Origin of the sequence: Mammaliicoccus sp. F-M27 (assembly GCF_022387115.1) — a bacterium.
Classification (GTDB): domain Bacteria; phylum Bacillota; class Bacilli; order Staphylococcales; family Staphylococcaceae; genus Mammaliicoccus; species Mammaliicoccus vitulinus.
The window spans coordinates 91,748-107,368 of the sequence record NZ_JAJNIE010000004.1 but is presented as its reverse complement, the minus strand read 5'-3'; the positions used below and the strand labels follow the sequence as shown (position 1 = coordinate 107,368).

The window sequence follows — 15,621 nt, the reverse complement described above, 5'->3', positions numbered from 1 at the left end:
AAATCGTAAGATTTTAAAATAAAAAACTCTTCACTAGGCTATAAACCTAATGAAGAGTTTTGTTATTTTGCATCTTTTAAGTCATCGCGAATTGTACGTTCACTCGGTTTAACACCCATGTAATAAGCACTTCTTGAAACTAAATGTCCTGCTAAGGGCCCTGTAATAAATATAAATATGATACCTAACAGTAATTGAACATTGAAGTGTCCCTCCTTACCTATAAAGTATATCAAAACACCGGTTAAAATTAACATAACACCAAGTGTTGAAGCTTTACCTGAAGCATGAGCTCGAGAGAATACATCTGGCAATCTTAGAATACCTAAAGCTGCGAAAAGGCTAAAGCATGCACCAATGACCATCATAATAATTGAGATACTAATTAGAATTGTTTCTATCATTTTCAATGATCTCTCCTTTATCCATAAATTTCGCAAATGCTGCAGTACCTAAGAATGCTAAAATACCTATTAATAAAAGTATAACGAATAAATATCTAGTATTTGTTAATACAGAGAACAGTGCAATCATGGCCATTAATGTAATACCTAAAGCATCAAGGGCGATAACTCTATCAGCTAAAGTTGGTCCGATTATGACACGGATAAGAATACCTATCATAGAGAGTGCAACGATGATAATCGCAATTATAACGAAGATGTTTGTCATCGTATGCTCACCTCCTTGATTGCTTTTTCAAATGAATCTTTTATAGCACTTACTTCAGAATCTATATCCGAAAAGTCGATAGAATGAATATAAAGTGTTTTTTGATCATCTGAAACGGCTACGACGATTGTACCAGGTGTTAATGTAATCAACTGAGATAATAACGTGATTTCCCAATCTTTATCTAATTCAGTTGGATATGCAAAAAACGCTGGTTTATTTTTAATTTCTTTTTGAAGAACAATTTTAATGACATCAATATTAGCCAGTATAAGTTCTTTCATAAATATTGCTGTTAATATGATGGTCTTCCATACAGGTCGCATGTAAAAATGTTTACCAGGAAGAAGCGGTAAAGCTACTAATACGAACAAAATACCGAATAGATAACCGAATACGAATGCACCGAATGTATATGTTTCTGAAAGCATCATCCATAACGTTGCCAATAGGACATTTATAAGTACTTGTATAGCCATTAATAATCGCCTCCTAACGCATTTACATATGTCTCAGGGTTATAGAAAGGTAAGGAAGCTTTTTCTATTAAAGGATATAAGAAGTCTGCGCCTAGCCCAAATAATATTGCTACAACTGTAATTGTGACAGATGCAAACATTAGCTTATTAATCGGTAGCTTAGGATTATAGACATAACCTTTTTCTTCTCCCCAAAACGCCATTAAGAAGATTCGCATGACAGAGTATAGTACACATAAACTTGATAATAAGACGACAACACCGCTTATATAGTAACCGTTGTCGAACGTTGACATGACGATAATATATTTACCGTAGAAACCACTTAATGGCGGTATGCCAGCTAAGGATAGGGCAGCAATAAAGTATATCCAACCTAGAACTGGATAATGATTGATTAAACCACTAAATTTTCTCAAATCTGGTGTTCCAGTTATTTTAATGATGACACCAATTAATAAGAATAAAGATGCTTTAATAATCATGTCATGTAATAAATAATAAATACTGCCCATCATGCCATTTTTATCCATCATTGCTGCACCGATAAGAATAACACCAATCGCAATCATAATATTATAAATAATAATCTTTTTAACATCATAGTACGCAATCGCGCCAATACATCCCATAATAATCGTAAGTATGGAAAGTACAACTAATGTTTGCGTAATAAACTCACTGTTTACTGAATAAAATAAACTAAAAGTACGCATTATCGCGTAAGCGCCAACTTTCGTTAGTAAAGCACCGAATAATGCAATGATTGGTATAGGTGGTGCATAATATGCTCCAGGTAACCAGAAATACAGTGGGAACATACCTGCTTTAGTAGCAAAGACAAATAAAAACATAATAAATGTGATGACAACGACATTTAAATTAGTTTCTGAAAGCTCTGCAAATTTCACATGTAAGTCACCTAAGTTTAATGTTCCAGTTATTGAATAAAGCATACCAACACCAAGTACAAAGAACGCTGATGTTAAAACGTTAACGAGAATATATTTAATACTTTCTTGTAGTTGAATCTTTGTGCCACCAATTACGAGTAATAAATATGATGACATTAAGAATACTTCAAAGAATACGAATAAGTTAAATAAATCGCCAGTCATAAAGGCACCGTTAACACCCGTAACCATCATTGATACACCAAAGTAATAAAAATAACTTTCACGATGAATACCTATAGATTGATGTGAGTATACAAGTACAACAAGCGTAATGAATAAACTCACAGTAACCAATAATGCACTCAACATATCAACGTATATTACGATACTGTATGGAACTGGCCAACTACCTAAATTAAGTGTTTGTGTACCGTTCATGTTAACCATGTGAATATTGTATAAACTTACTAAAAAGGCTAATATAAAGCCGGTAAGTACGACTTTACGCTTTACATAAGGTCTTTGACCAACAAAAATTAAAGCAACTGCGGTTAAAAATGTAATGACAAGAGGTACAATAATCAAGTTACTCATCTTTCGGTACCTCCTTCATCTCTTCTAAATTATCAGTTCCAAGCTCTTTATAACTTCTGAAAGCGAGTACTAAGAAAAATGCTGTAACAGCAAATGCAATAACAATTGCTGTTAAAATTAATGCTTGTGGTAAAGGATCTACATAATTTTTGATGCCTTCTTCCTGAATTGGTAAAGCACCTTTCTTTAATCCACCCATTGTAAGAAGCATTAAATGAACACCATGTGAAAGCAACGTTGTACCAATAATAATCCTAATTAAACTTTTAGAGAGAACTAGGTATACTGATACGGATATAATAATACCTGAAACGAAAATCATTAATATTTCCATTATTCATTCTCTCCAATCGATAATATGATAGTTATTGCAGTTCCAACAACAGCAAGCAATACACCTAAATCAAAAATCATTGCTGTATGCCAGTGTACTTCCCCAAAGATAGGGAGATGGAATTCTCCAAATGCATGTGTGAAAAATGTTTTGTTGTATGTCCAACTTAACATTGGCGTAAGAACACAAAAGAATAAACCAGTGGCTGTCACCAATTTAAAATCAAAAGGAAACATTTTCTTTAATGTTTTAGTATCAAATGCAATACCGATAATGATAACTGCAGATGATAGTAATAAACCACCTACGAAACCTCCACCAGGTGTGTAATGACCTCCAAAAAATATGGAAACAGCGTACATCATAATGATTAAGAAAATGATTATGGCATTGAACTGAAAGAATACATCATTTGATTGTTTCTTCATGTTCTTCACCTCCATCTTTATCTTTATCACGCAATTTAATTAAAGTATAAATGCCTAAACCAGCAATACCTAACACTGCCGACTCAAATAAAGTATCAAAGCCACGGAAGTCAACAAGGATTACATTGACCATGTTTTTACCAGCAGCTAAGTCATAAACATTATCTACATAATATTTAGAAATTGAATCAAAATGTCTATTGCCGTATGCAATCAATCCGATTGAAACAACGCCAATACCTACACAAATTGAAATAATGAAATTACCAATTTTAAATTTACGATTTTCATCATGTCTGTTCATTTTAGGTAAATGATAAAAACATAATAAGAATAGGGCAGTTGAAATGGTTTCAATAGATAGTTGTGTGAGTGCTAAATCTGGAGCACCAAAGAACACAAAGAATAATGCTACTGAGTATCCAACTGCAGCAAGCATAATAATGCTAAATAGTCGTGATTTTGCTAATACGATACAGAATGTACTTACTAAAATTAGTCCCATTAAAATAACTTCATATGGTCTAATGTCGCTTATGTTATTAAACGCAACACTAACTGGGTGTGTGAATAAAGTTAGTGCAGTCATAATGATAAAGAAACCAAATATATAAATTAAGTACGTTCTAATAAATCCGGTCATATAACTTTGAGTAATTTTATTAGATATATATGAACTTAATTGAATACCTCTATCGTAATAATAATTAAAAGTTAAATATTCTGGCTGAATATTATATATACTGATCCATTTTTCAACGGATTTGAATAATATGAAACCAACTATGAATACAATTAACGTGCCCATTAAAGCAGGTGTTAGACCATGCCAATGTGAAATGTGAACATCTGGCGCATCTGCGAATGGCGCTATAGCTCTTACCGCAGGCGCTATAATGCTTTCACTTAATATATTTGGGAATAACCCGAAAAGCACTACTAAAAATGTTAAAATACCTGTCGGCAACAACATGAGCTTCGGTGCTTCATGTGGCTTTTTAGGTAACGCTTCAGCTTTGTATTCTCCAAAGAATATTTCATGCACGTATTTAAATGAATAAACAAATGTGAAAATACTACCTACAATAGCGACGATTGGCAGTAAATAACCAATTGTTGATAAACTAAAGATATCTGCTTGATGAGCATCAAACATTGCTGTTAAAAACATCTCTTTAGATAAGAAACCGTTAAATGGTGGTACACCAGCCATACTTAAAGCGGTAATAATCGTAAATGTACAAGAAATCGGCATGATGGTCATTAATCCACCTAATTTTTTAATATCTCTCGTACCAACTTCATGATCAATGGTACCGGTAATCATGAACAACGCGCCTTTAAATGTCGCGTGGTTAATTAAATGGAAGACTGCTGCCACAATACTTGCTAAGAATAGTTGGCTTGCTTCACCTGAATAGTGATAACTTACAGCACCAATTCCTAACATTGACATAATCATACCTAGTTGTGAAACAGTAGAAAAAGCTAAAATTCCTTTTAAATCTTGTTGTTTTACGGCGTTGAATGACGCCCAAAATAATGTGATTAAACCGATTGCTGTTACTGCCCACACAAATCCTGCACTTGCTGCAAAAATTGGTGTCGTTCTAGCAACTAAGTAAATTCCAGCTTTAACCATTGTTGCTGAATGTAAATAAGCACTTACTGGCGTAGGTGCTTCCATTGCATCAGGTAACCATATGTGAAATGGAAATTGTGCAGATTTAGTCATCGCACCAATTAAAATTAAAACCATCGCAAAAATAAAGTATGGTGATGATTGTATTTCTTCAGCATTTTGTACAAGTGAAGTAATACTCCAAGAGTTACCAGCTAATGATAAGCAAATGAATCCACCTAGTAACATTAATCCACCGAATACTGTGATTAAAAGTGACTTTTGAGCACCATATATTGATGATTGTTTGTGACGCCAATAAGCAATGAGTAAGAAACTTGAAATAGATGTTAGTTCCCAGAATAAATAAAGCATAAGTAGATTATCTGATAAAACAACACCTAACATTGCCCCCATAAACATTAATAAGTAACAATAAAAATTCCCCAATGATTCATTTTTACTTAAATATGTAATGGAATAAAGTACAACTAGAGCTCCAATACCTGTAATTAAAGATGCGAATAATAAACTTAAACCATCTAAATGAACGGAAAAGTTCATTCCGAGTCTTGGCATGAAGTTCCAAATAACTATAAATGGTTTGTCCGAATCTGGAACATTTATGTATGACATAAAATAACTAAATATAATAACAGGGATTGGTAAGACAAACCATCCTAGGTGAGTACCTTTATAGAACCTATATAAAATTGGTATTATGATTGCAAATATTAATGGTAATAAAATCATAATATGCATCAAACTCATTTAATAACCTCCTTCCAAAAATTACTTAACTAATATTATACACAATAATGTTTAAGCTTGAAAATACTATCAAGACAATATTTCAGAATTTTTAGGCTGTTTTTAAATATGAAGAAACACGTAAAAAAATTCTTGAATCTTTTTTGTGAACTTTAAAAATTCATCTTATATTGTCTCGAATAATCTATTTTTAATTGTTCGATACATTTCAGTGCTTGTTCACTGTATGCATTATCTTTTTTCTCCATTTTGTCTTCTAGCTCATAAAGCGCCGTTTTTAATGATTCAACGTATTTTGGAGCTGCTTCATTATAAGGCTTTAAAAATTGAGCTGTTGTATACCTTTTTTCAAACTGACTTAATGCTTTTCTTTCATGGAAAAATACATTTTCAACTTCATTAGGATTATGCAAATCCCCTTGTCTAGGGTGTCTCAAAACTGCTACAACTTTAACAAGAAGTTGATCACCTTTTTCTTCAATTACTTCTACTACATATTGACCAGTTTTATGTGGAAATTGATATAACATGTTGATATCCCCTTTCTATTAAATTATGTTATGATATCACTATTGTAATTATTTTAACATGAATGGAGAATTTTAAATGACAAACTATCCTCAATTAACAAATGAAATACTTGAAGGTGAAAGAGTTGTAGAAATCAAAACGACTAAAGGTAATATGACTTTCAAATTATTTCCTGAATTAGCACCTAAAACTGTAGAAAACTTTATCGGTTTAGCTGAGAAAAAATATTATGATGGCATTATTTTCCATAGAGTTATTAATGACTTTATGGTGCAAGGTGGAGACCCAACAGGAACAGGTATGGGCGGAGAAAGTATATATGGAAGTGCTTTTGAAGATGAATTCTCATTACAAGCATTCAACTTATATGGTGCATTATCAATGGCAAATGCTGGACCTAATACAAATGGATCTCAATTTTTCATTGTTCAAATGAGAGAAGTGCCAGCAAATATGTTGTCACAACTTAAAGATGGCGGATGGCCAGAAGAAATCGTTGATCGTTATGCAGAAAAAGGTGGAACACCTTGGTTAGATCAAAAACATTCAGTATTTGGTCATATCGTTGAAGGTGAAGATATTTTAGAAGAGATTGCAAATGTTAAAGTAGGGGCTAACGATAAACCTGTTGAAGATGTTGTAATCGAAACAATTGAAATCATTAAATAAATCGACATTCAATTGTCATAAAAAATCAATTCATTCGACTTAATCTTTGTTATAATCTAGTTGCTAGGGGAGTGGTCGGATTATGATGGAATTTCTTTATTTTCCAGATAATAAATTAGAATATATTCCTGCTGTTGCTACGTTATTATTATTTATGATTTTGGCATACATTGTATTTATGATGTTTCGTAAAAAATCAAAAAAAGACGAAGAGAAAATGAAATCATTTGAAAAACAAGTGATGGATCATTTAGAGCAAGAGGAGAAAAAAAGTGAGAAGTAACGAGGTCAATATCGCTTTATATCAACGTCTCTGAAATCGAAGATACTTCTGAACTAACTAAGACATTTCAAGAGATATACGCATTTTCATTACTCAAAATAAATAACAACTCATTTCACTGATTTATTCAGCTAGAAATGAGTTGTTATTTTTTATGAAATTTACGATTTTGAAAGTGCATGCTTGCCTTATGAATATGGTTCGAGCCTGTAGTCGCGCGCGGCATACTACTCCCCCGGGCGTCAGCACTTTACAAAATCGTGGGGAAATTCATTTTTCTTTATCTTTTTTTGTTTGTTCTTTTAAGTACAAGTTCTATTTTGCAAGACTGATCAAACAAGCAACATAGAATGCCTGTATGTTGCAAGACTGACCAAACAAGCAACATAGAACGCTTGTAAGTTGCAAGACTGACCAAACAAGCAACATAGAACGTCTGAAAGTTGCAAGACTAACTAAACAAGCAACATAGAACGTCTGAAAGTTGCAAGACTGGCTAAACAAGCAACATAGAAGGACCCCGATAGAAATGAGTTGTTATTTTTGAAGAATTTACGCTCTTTTACGTTAATCAGGGATGTAAATCTCCCAAGATGTTTTTTAATATCTTTTCAAAATATATGGCATGACTATTCGTTATATTTATGCGCTTTATTTTCAGAATTATATATCAAATTAATGGTTAATTAAAATTAACTATGCTATGATGTAAGAGTTAATAACTATAAGTACAAGGGGTTTTCTAAAAGTGAGAAAACAATATAAAGTTGGTCAGTTTGTAAAGGTGAAAGTGACTGGCATTCAGCCATATGGCGCCTTTGTTGAAACCCCTGAACATGTGGAAGGTCTCATTCATATTTCGGAAGTGATGAATGATTACGTGCATAACCTCAATCAATTTTTAACAGTTGGTCAAGTTGTTAAAGCAAAAGTGATTAAAGTTGAAACTGACGGTAAATTAAATTTATCACTTAAAGAGAATGAGTATTTCAAAAGACAAGAGCGTAAGAAAGAAAAGCGATCTGTATTAGACGAAATACGAGAGACAGAAAAATATGGGTTTCAACCTTTAGAAGAAAGGTTGCCTAAATGGATTAATCAATCTAATAAGCATCTCGAAGACGATTAAATATAAATTTAATCGTCTTTTTGTTTATTAATTTTCCGAGAGCAACTATAGATATAGTGAAACTTGTGAATGGGCTAATAATATAGAAAAAATATCTCCTATGAATGATAAAAATATCATGAATTCAAACGCGATTAAATGAGGATTTAATCGCGTTTCTGTATATTTATTTATAGTAATATTACAACTAAATTTTATCTTAAAATTTTGTAGAAAAATATCTTGAAGTAATCTATAAAAGTGTGTCATTATAAGAATGTAAGGGGTTTCTTTTTTTGCCCCGTATAAACTTAGGGAGGTTTACTTTAATGATTCCATACAAACACGAACCATTTACTGATTTTACGAAAGAGGAGAATAAGGCTGCTTATTTAGAAGGTCTTAAAACTGTTGAAGGATATTTAGGAAAAGAGTATCCGATTATTGTTGGAGGAGAAAGAATTTTCACTGAAGATAAAACGCGTTCTTATAACCCTTCAAACACTGAAGAAACAGTCGGTTTAGTTTCTAAAGCTAGCAAAGAACATGCTGAACAAGCAATGGAAGCTGCTAAAGATGCTTTTAAAACTTGGAGAGAAACTGATCCAAGCGTCCGTGCAGATGTGTTATTTAGAGCAGCTGCGATTACTAGACGTCGTAAACATGAATTCTCAGCATTACTTTCTAAAGAAGGTGGTAAACCATGGAAAGAAGCAGATGCTGATACGGCTGAAGCTATTGACTTTATGGAGTACTATGCGCGCCAAATGTTAGAATTAAAAGATGGTAAAAAAGTAGAGAGCCGTCCTGGAGAATATAATAAATATAATTATTTACCAATCGGCGTTAGTGTTGTCATTTCACCATGGAACTTTGCATTTGCTATCATGGCTGGTACAACAGTAGCACCAGTTGTTACAGGTAATACGGTATTATTTAAACCTTCTTCTAAGACGCCTGTTATTGCATACAAATTTATGGAAGTTCTTGAAGAGGCTGGTTTACCTAAAGGGGTCGTAAACTATATACCTGGTTCATCAAGTGAAATTGGTGACTTCTTAATTGATCATAAAGATACTAGTTTAATTTCATTCACTGGATCTCGTGATGTTGGTGTATCTATTTATGAAAGAGCTGCGAAAGTACAAAAAGGTCAAACACATCTTAAGCGTGTCATTGCCGAGATGGGCGGTAAAGATACAATCATTGTTGATTCTGAAGGTGACTTAGATTTAGCTGCAGATTCAATTGTGCAATCTGCATTCGGTTTCTCAGGACAAAAATGTTCTGCTTGTTCACGTGTAATTGCTGTTGAAGATATTTACGATGAATTACTAGATAAAGTAGTTGAGCGTACTGAAAAATTAACAGTGGGTGATTCTACTAATCAAGAAAATTACATGGGTCCAGTTATCGATGAAAATTCATTAAATAAAATTAAAAAATATATAGAAATTGGTAAAAAAGAAGGTCGAGTTGTAGCAGGAGGTACTACTGATGAAGAAAAAGGTCATTTTGTAAATCCAACTGTAATTGCTGATTTGAAGCATGACGATAGAGTGATGCAAGAAGAAATTTTTGGACCAGTTGTTGGCTTCAGTAAGGCTAAAGATTTCGATCAAGCTATTGAATTTGCAAATGACACTGAATATGGTTTAACTGGTGGCGTTATTTCAAATAATCGCTCAAAACTGGAACAAGCACGCAAAAACTTCTTAGTAGGTAACTTATACTTTAATAGAGGTTGTACGGGTGCTATCGTTGGATACCAACCATTTGGCGGATTTAAGATGTCTGGTACAGATTCAAAAGCAGGTGGACCGGATTACTTAATTCTTCATCTACAAGGACGTACGACTTCAGAAATGTTATAATATTGTTAGAATAATCAAAATACAGTAGAGCGCGTTATTGCTCTACTGTTTTAATGGAAGGAGATTTAATATGACAAAGTCACAAGAAATAATCGAACAAACAAATACATTTGGTGCTCCAAACTATTTGCCATTACCAATTGTAATTTCAGAAGCAGAAGGTATTTGGGTAAAAGATCCAGAGGGTAATCGTTATTTAGATATGTTATCAGCATATTCTGCTGTTAACCAAGGCCATCGTCATCCGAAAATTATCCAAGCATTAAAAGACCAAGCAGATCGTGTAACACTTACTTCACGCGCATTCCATAATGATCAATTAGGTCCATGGTATGAAAAAATATGTAAACTTGCGAATAAAGACATGGTATTGCCTATGAATACAGGTGCTGAAGCAGTTGAAACAGCTATTAAAGCTGCTAGACGTTGGGCATATGGAGTTAAAGGTGTAGAAGATAATAAAGCTGAAATCATTGCGATGAATGGAAACTTCCACGGCCGTACGATGGCTGCAGTTTCACTGTCTTCAGAAAAAGAGTACCAAAGAGGTTATGGTCCATTATTAGGTGGGTTTAAACTAGTTGATTTTGGTGACATTGAACAAATCAAATCTGCTATTACGCCTAACACAGCAGCAATATTAATTGAACCTATTCAAGGCGAAGCGGGTATCAATGTACCTGAAGATGGATACTTAAAACAAATAAGAGAAGTTTGTGATGAAAATAATGTTCTATTTATCGCTGATGAAATTCAAGCAGGATTAGGAAGAACAGGTAAATTATTTGCTACTGATTGGGATAATGTTCAACCAGATATGTATATTCTTGGTAAAGCATTAGGCGGAGGCGTATTCCCAATTTCTTGTATCGTAGGAAATAAAGAAATATTAGAAGTATTTAATCCAGGTTCTCATGGTTCTACTTTCGGTGGGAATCCACTTGCATGTGCAGTATCAAATGCAGCTTTAGATGTATTAGTTGATGAAAAATTATCAGAGCGTTCTTTAGAACTTGGTACGTATTTCAAAGACGAATTGAAGAAAATTGATCATCCATCAATTAAAGAAGTTAGAGGTAAAGGATTATTTATTGGGGTAGAGTTGACTGAAGATGCTAGACCTTATTGTGAAAAACTAAAAGAATTAGGTCTATTATGTAAAGAAACACATGATACAGTTATCCGTTTTGCACCACCTCTAATTATCGAAAAAGAAGATTTAGATTGGGCACTCGATCAAGTTAAGTCTGTTTTCAAATAAAAATTTTGATACCGTTTACAAAAAAGCGTTTAAGACCTTTTAAAAATAAACAATTATGTTACAATTATTTAGAGATTAAAAGTATTTAAAAAAGAGGCGAAGAGGATCATGAGCGAAAATTTAAATTTAGTTTCATCGACACAAGAAATTATTGGTGTAGCCCTTAATAAATTAGGCTTTGATGAGGGGATGTATGATTTAATTAAGGAACCAATGAGATTATTAACAGTCCGTATACCTGTTAGAATGGATGACGGTACTGTTAAGACATTTACTGGGTATCGTGCCCAACATAATGATGCAGTTGGTCCAACAAAAGGTGGCGTTCGTTTCCATCCTGATGTTGATGTTGAAGAAGTAACAGCTTTATCTATGTGGATGACTTTAAAATGTGGAATTGTAGATTTACCATATGGTGGCGGTAAAGGTGGTATTGTTTGTGACCCACGACAAATGAGTATTCATGAAGTTGAAAGATTATCTCGTGGATATGTTCGTGCTATATCTCAAATAGTAGGACCGACTAAAGATATTCCAGCACCAGACGTATTTACTAACTCACAAATTATGGCATGGATGATGGACGAATATAGTCAAATGGATGAATTTAATTCACCTGGTTTCATTACTGGTAAGCCGATTGTATTAGGTGGTTCTCAAGGTAGAGATCGTTCTACTGCATTAGGAGTCGTTATTGCAATTGAACAAGCAGCTAAAAGACGTGGAAAAACAATTAAAGGTTCAAGAGTCGTTATACAAGGATTCGGTAATGCCGGTAGCTTTTTAGCGAAATTCTTATATGATGAAGGAGCAAAAATTGTAGGTATCTCTGATGCTTACGGTGCACTTCATGATCCTGAAGGTTTAGATATCGAATATTTATTAGATCGTCGTGATAGCTTCGGAACAGTAACGAACTTATTTGATGATACAATTTCAAATAAAGAATTATTTGAAATTGACTGTGACATTCTTGTCCCAGCAGCAATATCAAATCAAATTACTGAAGAAAATGCACATGACATCAAAGCTGAAATTGTTGTTGAAGCAGCAAATGGTCCAACTACAATGGGCGCTACTAAGATTTTAAGTGAACGTGGTATCCTGATAGTACCAGACGTATTAGCAAGTGCTGGTGGTGTAACGGTTTCATACTTCGAATGGGTACAAAATAACCAAGGTTATTATTGGACTGAAGAAGAAGTTAATGAAAAATTACGTGAAAAATTAGTTAAAGCTTTTGATACAATTTATAACTTAGCTGAAAACAGAAAAATAGATATGCGTTTAGCAGCATACATTGTTGGTATTAAACGTACAGCTGAAGCTGCTAGATATAGAGGATGGGCTTAAGTCCTAATCTAATAAAGAGTAGAAATTCATTGTTAAAAATGAATTTCTGCTCTTTTTCTTATGAAAATCAGCAACATAAAAATCACCCAACCCGAAATGAATCTAACGGATTGGGTGATTTATTTTAAAAAAGGGAATAATGTCCCAAGTTGTTTAATTATTATATCAGTTCTTTTGCTACATTAATTTGATGTTGGACTGCTTCTTGACCAGTAGAGCCATAACTTTTTCTACGGCTTAAACAATTTTCTGGTTTTAAATAATCGTATACATTTGATTCGATCTTTTCATTATAAGATCGATATTGTTCTAAAGGTACATCTAATAAATATTTTCCATTTTGGATACACCATAGCACAATTTTACCAACGATTTCATGTGCTTCTCTAAATGGTATATTTTGTTCTACTAAGTAATCTGCAAGTTCTGTTGCATTTGAAAAGTCTTTATGAACAGTTTCATTTAAACGCTCTTTATTAACTTGCATAGTCGTAATCATACCTTCAAATATACGTAAAGATCCTTTAATGGTATGAATGGCATCAAACAAACCTTCTTTATCTTCTTGCATATCTTTGTTATAGGCTAAAGGTAAGCCTTTTAAAGTAACTAACATACTCATTAAGTGGCCAGTAGTTCTACCAACTTTACCTCTAATTAATTCAGCCATATCAGGGTTTTTCTTTTGAGGCATGATGGAAGAACCTGTTGAGAAACTATCTGATAAAGTGATGAATTTAGCTTCGTCTGTAGACCAAAAGATAATTTCTTCTGCAAATCTTGATAAATGAACCATTGTTAATGAAATGTTTTGTAATGTTTCAACGATGTAATCACGGTCGCTTACTGCATCAAGACTATTTTCATACAAACTACCGAAACCTAAAAGTTCTTGTGTACGGTGTCTATCGATAGGATGTGTTGTACCGCTCAATGCTGCTGCACCAAGGGGACTTATATCAATTCTTTTAATACTATCATTAAATCTAGACTTGTCTCGCTCTAACATCCAGAAATAAGTCATAATATGATGTGCAAATGATATAGGCTGTGCTCTTTGAAGATGTGTGTAGCCAGGCATAATGGTATGAATATGTTCATCAGCAATATTTAAAATCGCTTTTTGCAATGATTCAACAAGAGTAATAATTTCTTGAACATGTTGTTTTGTATAAAGATGCATATCTGTTGCAACTTGATCGTTTCTACTTCTACCTGTATGCAGCTTTCCACCTACCTGACCAATCTTCTGTATTAATGCATGCTCAACGTTAAGATGTATATCTTCCAGTGATTCTGAAAGTTCTAAATTATGGTCATAATAATCTTTTTGGATATCTTTCAAACCTTGAATAATCAATTCAGCTTCATCTGTTTGAATAATATTTTGTTCTGCTAGCATTGTTGCATGTGCGATACTGCCTTGTATATCTTGGTCAATCAAATTTTTATCAAAATGGATAGATGCATTAAATGCATCTACCCATGATTCAGGGTTAGACTCGAATCTGCCACCCCATGCTTTTTTTGTCATTTTAAAACACCCTCTGTTTCTAATAATGCTTTAACTTTAGTTGGTAAACCAAAGATTTCAATAAAGCCTACTGCAGCTTCTTGATTGAATGCATCTTCTTTTGTATATGTTGCAAGTTCTTCATTGTATAAACTAAACGGTGATTTACGTCCATTTACGATAACGTTACCTTTAAATAGTTTAACACGAACTGTACCTGTTACTTGAGTTTGAGTAGAATCAATAAACTGTTTTAAACTATCTGTTAAAGGTGAGAACCATAAACCATTATATATTTGTTCTGACAATTGTTTTTCAATAACAGGTTTAAAGTGGGCAACATCTTTTGTTAACGTAATTGTTTCTAAAGCTTTATGTGCTTCCATAATGACTTTAGCGCCAGGTGTTTCGTACACTTCACGAGATTTAATACCAACTAAACGATTTTCAACATGGTCGATTCTTCCTATGCCATGTAAACCAGCAATTTCATTTAATTTTAAAATAAGTTGATCTAAAGGATATGACTTATTGTTTATTGAAATAGGTAATCCATTTTCAAAAACAAGTTCAAGTTCTTCAGGTGTATCTGGTGTTTCTTCTATAGGTTTAGTTAAATCATATGCATCTTCTGGTGGTGTAGCAAATGGATCTTCTAAAATACCACATTCATTACTACGACCCCATAAGTTTTGGTCAATTGAATAAGGAGAGTCTAAATTGATTGGAATAGGGATGTTATGTTTTTTTGCATAATCAATTTCTTCTTCACGACTCCAAGACCATTCACGAACTGGTGCAAGTACTTTAATATGAGGTGCTAATGCTTTAATCGCTACTTCAAAACGTACTTGGTCATTACCTTTTCCTGTACAACCGTGAGCGATGGCTATTGCATCTTCAGCTTGTGCGATTTCCACTAATTTTTTTGAAATAAGTGGTCTACTTAATGCTGATACTAAAGGATAAGTTCCTTCATACATTGTATTACCTTTGATTGCATAACCAACAAAATCTTCACTGAATTCTTTAGTAGCATCAATTACGTATGATTGCTCTGCGCCCATATCGAATGCCTTTTGTTGTACGAGTTCTAAATCTTTTCCTTCGCCAACATCTAAACAACATGCAACGACTGTATAACCTTTTTCAATTAACCATTTTACTGCAACACTTGTATCTAGACCACCTGAGTAAGCTAAAACAACTTTATTAGACATAAATTAAAACCCCT

Annotated in this window: 16 protein-coding genes; 6 read left to right on the top strand and 10 right to left on the bottom strand. The window is 33.4% G+C overall.

The annotated features are described in order from the left end of the window. Positions 1 to 62: 62 nt before the first annotated feature. The 8 genes from mnhG to kapB form a co-directional block, all read right to left on the bottom strand. A complete protein-coding gene (gene mnhG, locus LQ598_RS06150) occupies positions 63 to 404 on the bottom strand; it encodes a monovalent cation/H(+) antiporter subunit G (RefSeq protein ID WP_016912787.1) in 342 nt (113 codons plus the stop codon). Next, on the bottom strand, positions 382 to 672 hold the full coding sequence (locus LQ598_RS06145; protein ID WP_107536784.1) for a Na(+)/H(+) antiporter subunit F1: 291 nt from the start codon (positions 670 to 672) through the stop codon (positions 382 to 384). The genes mnhG and LQ598_RS06145 overlap by 23 nt, the downstream gene beginning before the upstream one ends. Further along, positions 669 to 1,151 carry a Na+/H+ antiporter subunit E gene (locus LQ598_RS06140; protein WP_107536785.1) on the bottom strand — a complete coding sequence of 161 codons (483 nt, stop codon included), beginning with the start codon at positions 1,149 to 1,151 and terminating at the stop codon, positions 669 to 671. The genes LQ598_RS06145 and LQ598_RS06140 overlap by 4 nt, the downstream gene beginning before the upstream one ends. Further along, entirely contained in the window at positions 1,151 to 2,641 is a 1,491-nt protein-coding gene (locus LQ598_RS06135) for a Na+/H+ antiporter subunit D (protein WP_103323081.1), read from the bottom strand. Before LQ598_RS06135 ends, LQ598_RS06140 begins: the two co-directional genes overlap by 1 nt. Further along, the gene (locus tag LQ598_RS06130; protein WP_016912791.1) at positions 2,634 to 2,975 is read right to left on the bottom strand and encodes a Na(+)/H(+) antiporter subunit C; all 342 of its coding nucleotides are present in this window, start codon (positions 2,973 to 2,975) and stop codon (positions 2,634 to 2,636) included. Before LQ598_RS06130 ends, LQ598_RS06135 begins: the two co-directional genes overlap by 8 nt. Next, a complete protein-coding gene (locus tag LQ598_RS06125) occupies positions 2,975 to 3,403 on the bottom strand; it encodes a Na(+)/H(+) antiporter subunit B (RefSeq protein WP_016912792.1) in 429 nt (142 codons plus the stop codon). Before LQ598_RS06125 ends, LQ598_RS06130 begins: the two co-directional genes overlap by 1 nt. Beyond that, positions 3,384 to 5,795, bottom strand: coding sequence for a Na+/H+ antiporter subunit A (locus LQ598_RS06120; RefSeq protein ID WP_107556628.1), 2,412 nt, complete (start codon positions 5,793 to 5,795; stop codon positions 3,384 to 3,386). The genes LQ598_RS06125 and LQ598_RS06120 overlap by 20 nt, the downstream gene beginning before the upstream one ends. 152 nt (positions 5,796 to 5,947) lie before the next feature. Then, positions 5,948 to 6,325 (bottom strand): sporulation phosphorelay system protein KapB, encoded by a 378-nt coding sequence (gene kapB, locus LQ598_RS06115; protein ID WP_016912794.1) that lies wholly within the window; start codon positions 6,323 to 6,325, stop codon positions 5,948 to 5,950. Between the two features lie 76 nt (positions 6,326 to 6,401). Between kapB and LQ598_RS06110 the strand changes: the two genes are divergently transcribed. From LQ598_RS06110 to LQ598_RS06085, 6 genes are all read left to right on the top strand, one after another. Beyond that, the gene (locus LQ598_RS06110; protein ID WP_016912795.1) at positions 6,402 to 6,995 is read left to right on the top strand and encodes a peptidylprolyl isomerase; all 594 of its coding nucleotides are present in this window, start codon (positions 6,402 to 6,404) and stop codon (positions 6,993 to 6,995) included. Positions 6,996 to 7,077: 82 nt separating this feature from the next. Beyond that, positions 7,078 to 7,278: a hypothetical protein gene (locus tag LQ598_RS06105; protein WP_016912796.1), complete on the top strand. Its 201-nt coding sequence runs from the start codon at positions 7,078 to 7,080 to the stop codon at positions 7,276 to 7,278. Between the two features lie 748 nt (positions 7,279 to 8,026). Further along, the gene (gene ygs, locus LQ598_RS06100) at positions 8,027 to 8,407 is read left to right on the top strand and encodes a S1 domain-containing post-transcriptional regulator Ygs (RefSeq protein WP_016913258.1); all 381 of its coding nucleotides are present in this window, start codon (positions 8,027 to 8,029) and stop codon (positions 8,405 to 8,407) included. A gap of 308 nt (positions 8,408 to 8,715) precedes the next feature. Then, positions 8,716 to 10,260, top strand: coding sequence for an L-glutamate gamma-semialdehyde dehydrogenase (gene pruA / locus LQ598_RS06095; RefSeq protein WP_107536960.1), 1,545 nt, complete (start codon positions 8,716 to 8,718; stop codon positions 10,258 to 10,260). 70 nt (positions 10,261 to 10,330) lie between these two features. Further along, on the top strand, positions 10,331 to 11,521 hold the full coding sequence (locus LQ598_RS06090; protein WP_016913097.1) for an ornithine--oxo-acid transaminase: 1,191 nt from the start codon (positions 10,331 to 10,333) through the stop codon (positions 11,519 to 11,521). 108 nt (positions 11,522 to 11,629) lie between these two features. Then, on the top strand, positions 11,630 to 12,874 hold the full coding sequence (locus LQ598_RS06085; protein ID WP_103323084.1) for a Glu/Leu/Phe/Val family dehydrogenase: 1,245 nt from the start codon (positions 11,630 to 11,632) through the stop codon (positions 12,872 to 12,874). 160 nt (positions 12,875 to 13,034) lie between these two features. On the opposite strand, the gene argH is transcribed toward LQ598_RS06085, so the two are convergent. Then, complete coding sequence (gene argH, locus LQ598_RS06080; protein WP_239745358.1) at positions 13,035 to 14,408, bottom strand: argininosuccinate lyase; 1,374 nt, start codon at positions 14,406 to 14,408, stop codon at positions 13,035 to 13,037. Beyond that, entirely contained in the window at positions 14,405 to 15,607 is a 1,203-nt protein-coding gene (locus LQ598_RS06075) for an argininosuccinate synthase (protein ID WP_103323085.1), read from the bottom strand. Before LQ598_RS06075 ends, argH begins: the two co-directional genes overlap by 4 nt. Positions 15,608 to 15,621: the final 14 nt, after the last annotated feature.

Coding starts and splice junctions, on each gene's coding strand:
- LQ598_RS06090 (WP_016913097.1), top strand. CDS start 10,331: ATGACAAAGTCACAAGAAATAATCGAACAAACAAATACATTTGGTGCT.
- argH (WP_239745358.1), bottom strand. CDS start 14,408: ATGACAAAAAAAGCATGGGGTGGCAGATTCGAGTCTAACCCTGAATCA.
- LQ598_RS06110 (WP_016912795.1), top strand. CDS start 6,402: ATGACAAACTATCCTCAATTAACAAATGAAATACTTGAAGGTGAAAGA.
- LQ598_RS06135 (WP_103323081.1), bottom strand. CDS start 2,641: ATGAGTAACTTGATTATTGTACCTCTTGTCATTACATTTTTAACCGCA.
- LQ598_RS06130 (WP_016912791.1), bottom strand. CDS start 2,975: ATGGAAATATTAATGATTTTCGTTTCAGGTATTATTATATCCGTATCA.
- LQ598_RS06075 (WP_103323085.1), bottom strand. CDS start 15,607: ATGTCTAATAAAGTTGTTTTAGCTTACTCAGGTGGTCTAGATACAAGT.
- LQ598_RS06120 (WP_107556628.1), bottom strand. CDS start 5,795: ATGAGTTTGATGCATATTATGATTTTATTACCATTAATATTTGCAATC.
- LQ598_RS06105 (WP_016912796.1), top strand. CDS start 7,078: ATGATGGAATTTCTTTATTTTCCAGATAATAAATTAGAATATATTCCT.
- pruA (WP_107536960.1), top strand. CDS start 8,716: ATGATTCCATACAAACACGAACCATTTACTGATTTTACGAAAGAGGAG.
- LQ598_RS06145 (WP_107536784.1), bottom strand. CDS start 672: ATGACAAACATCTTCGTTATAATTGCGATTATCATCGTTGCACTCTCT.
- mnhG (WP_016912787.1), bottom strand. CDS start 404: ATGATAGAAACAATTCTAATTAGTATCTCAATTATTATGATGGTCATT.
- kapB (WP_016912794.1), bottom strand. CDS start 6,325: ATGTTATATCAATTTCCACATAAAACTGGTCAATATGTAGTAGAAGTA.
- LQ598_RS06125 (WP_016912792.1), bottom strand. CDS start 3,403: ATGAAGAAACAATCAAATGATGTATTCTTTCAGTTCAATGCCATAATC.
- LQ598_RS06140 (WP_107536785.1), bottom strand. CDS start 1,151: ATGGCTATACAAGTACTTATAAATGTCCTATTGGCAACGTTATGGATG.
- LQ598_RS06085 (WP_103323084.1), top strand. CDS start 11,630: ATGAGCGAAAATTTAAATTTAGTTTCATCGACACAAGAAATTATTGGT.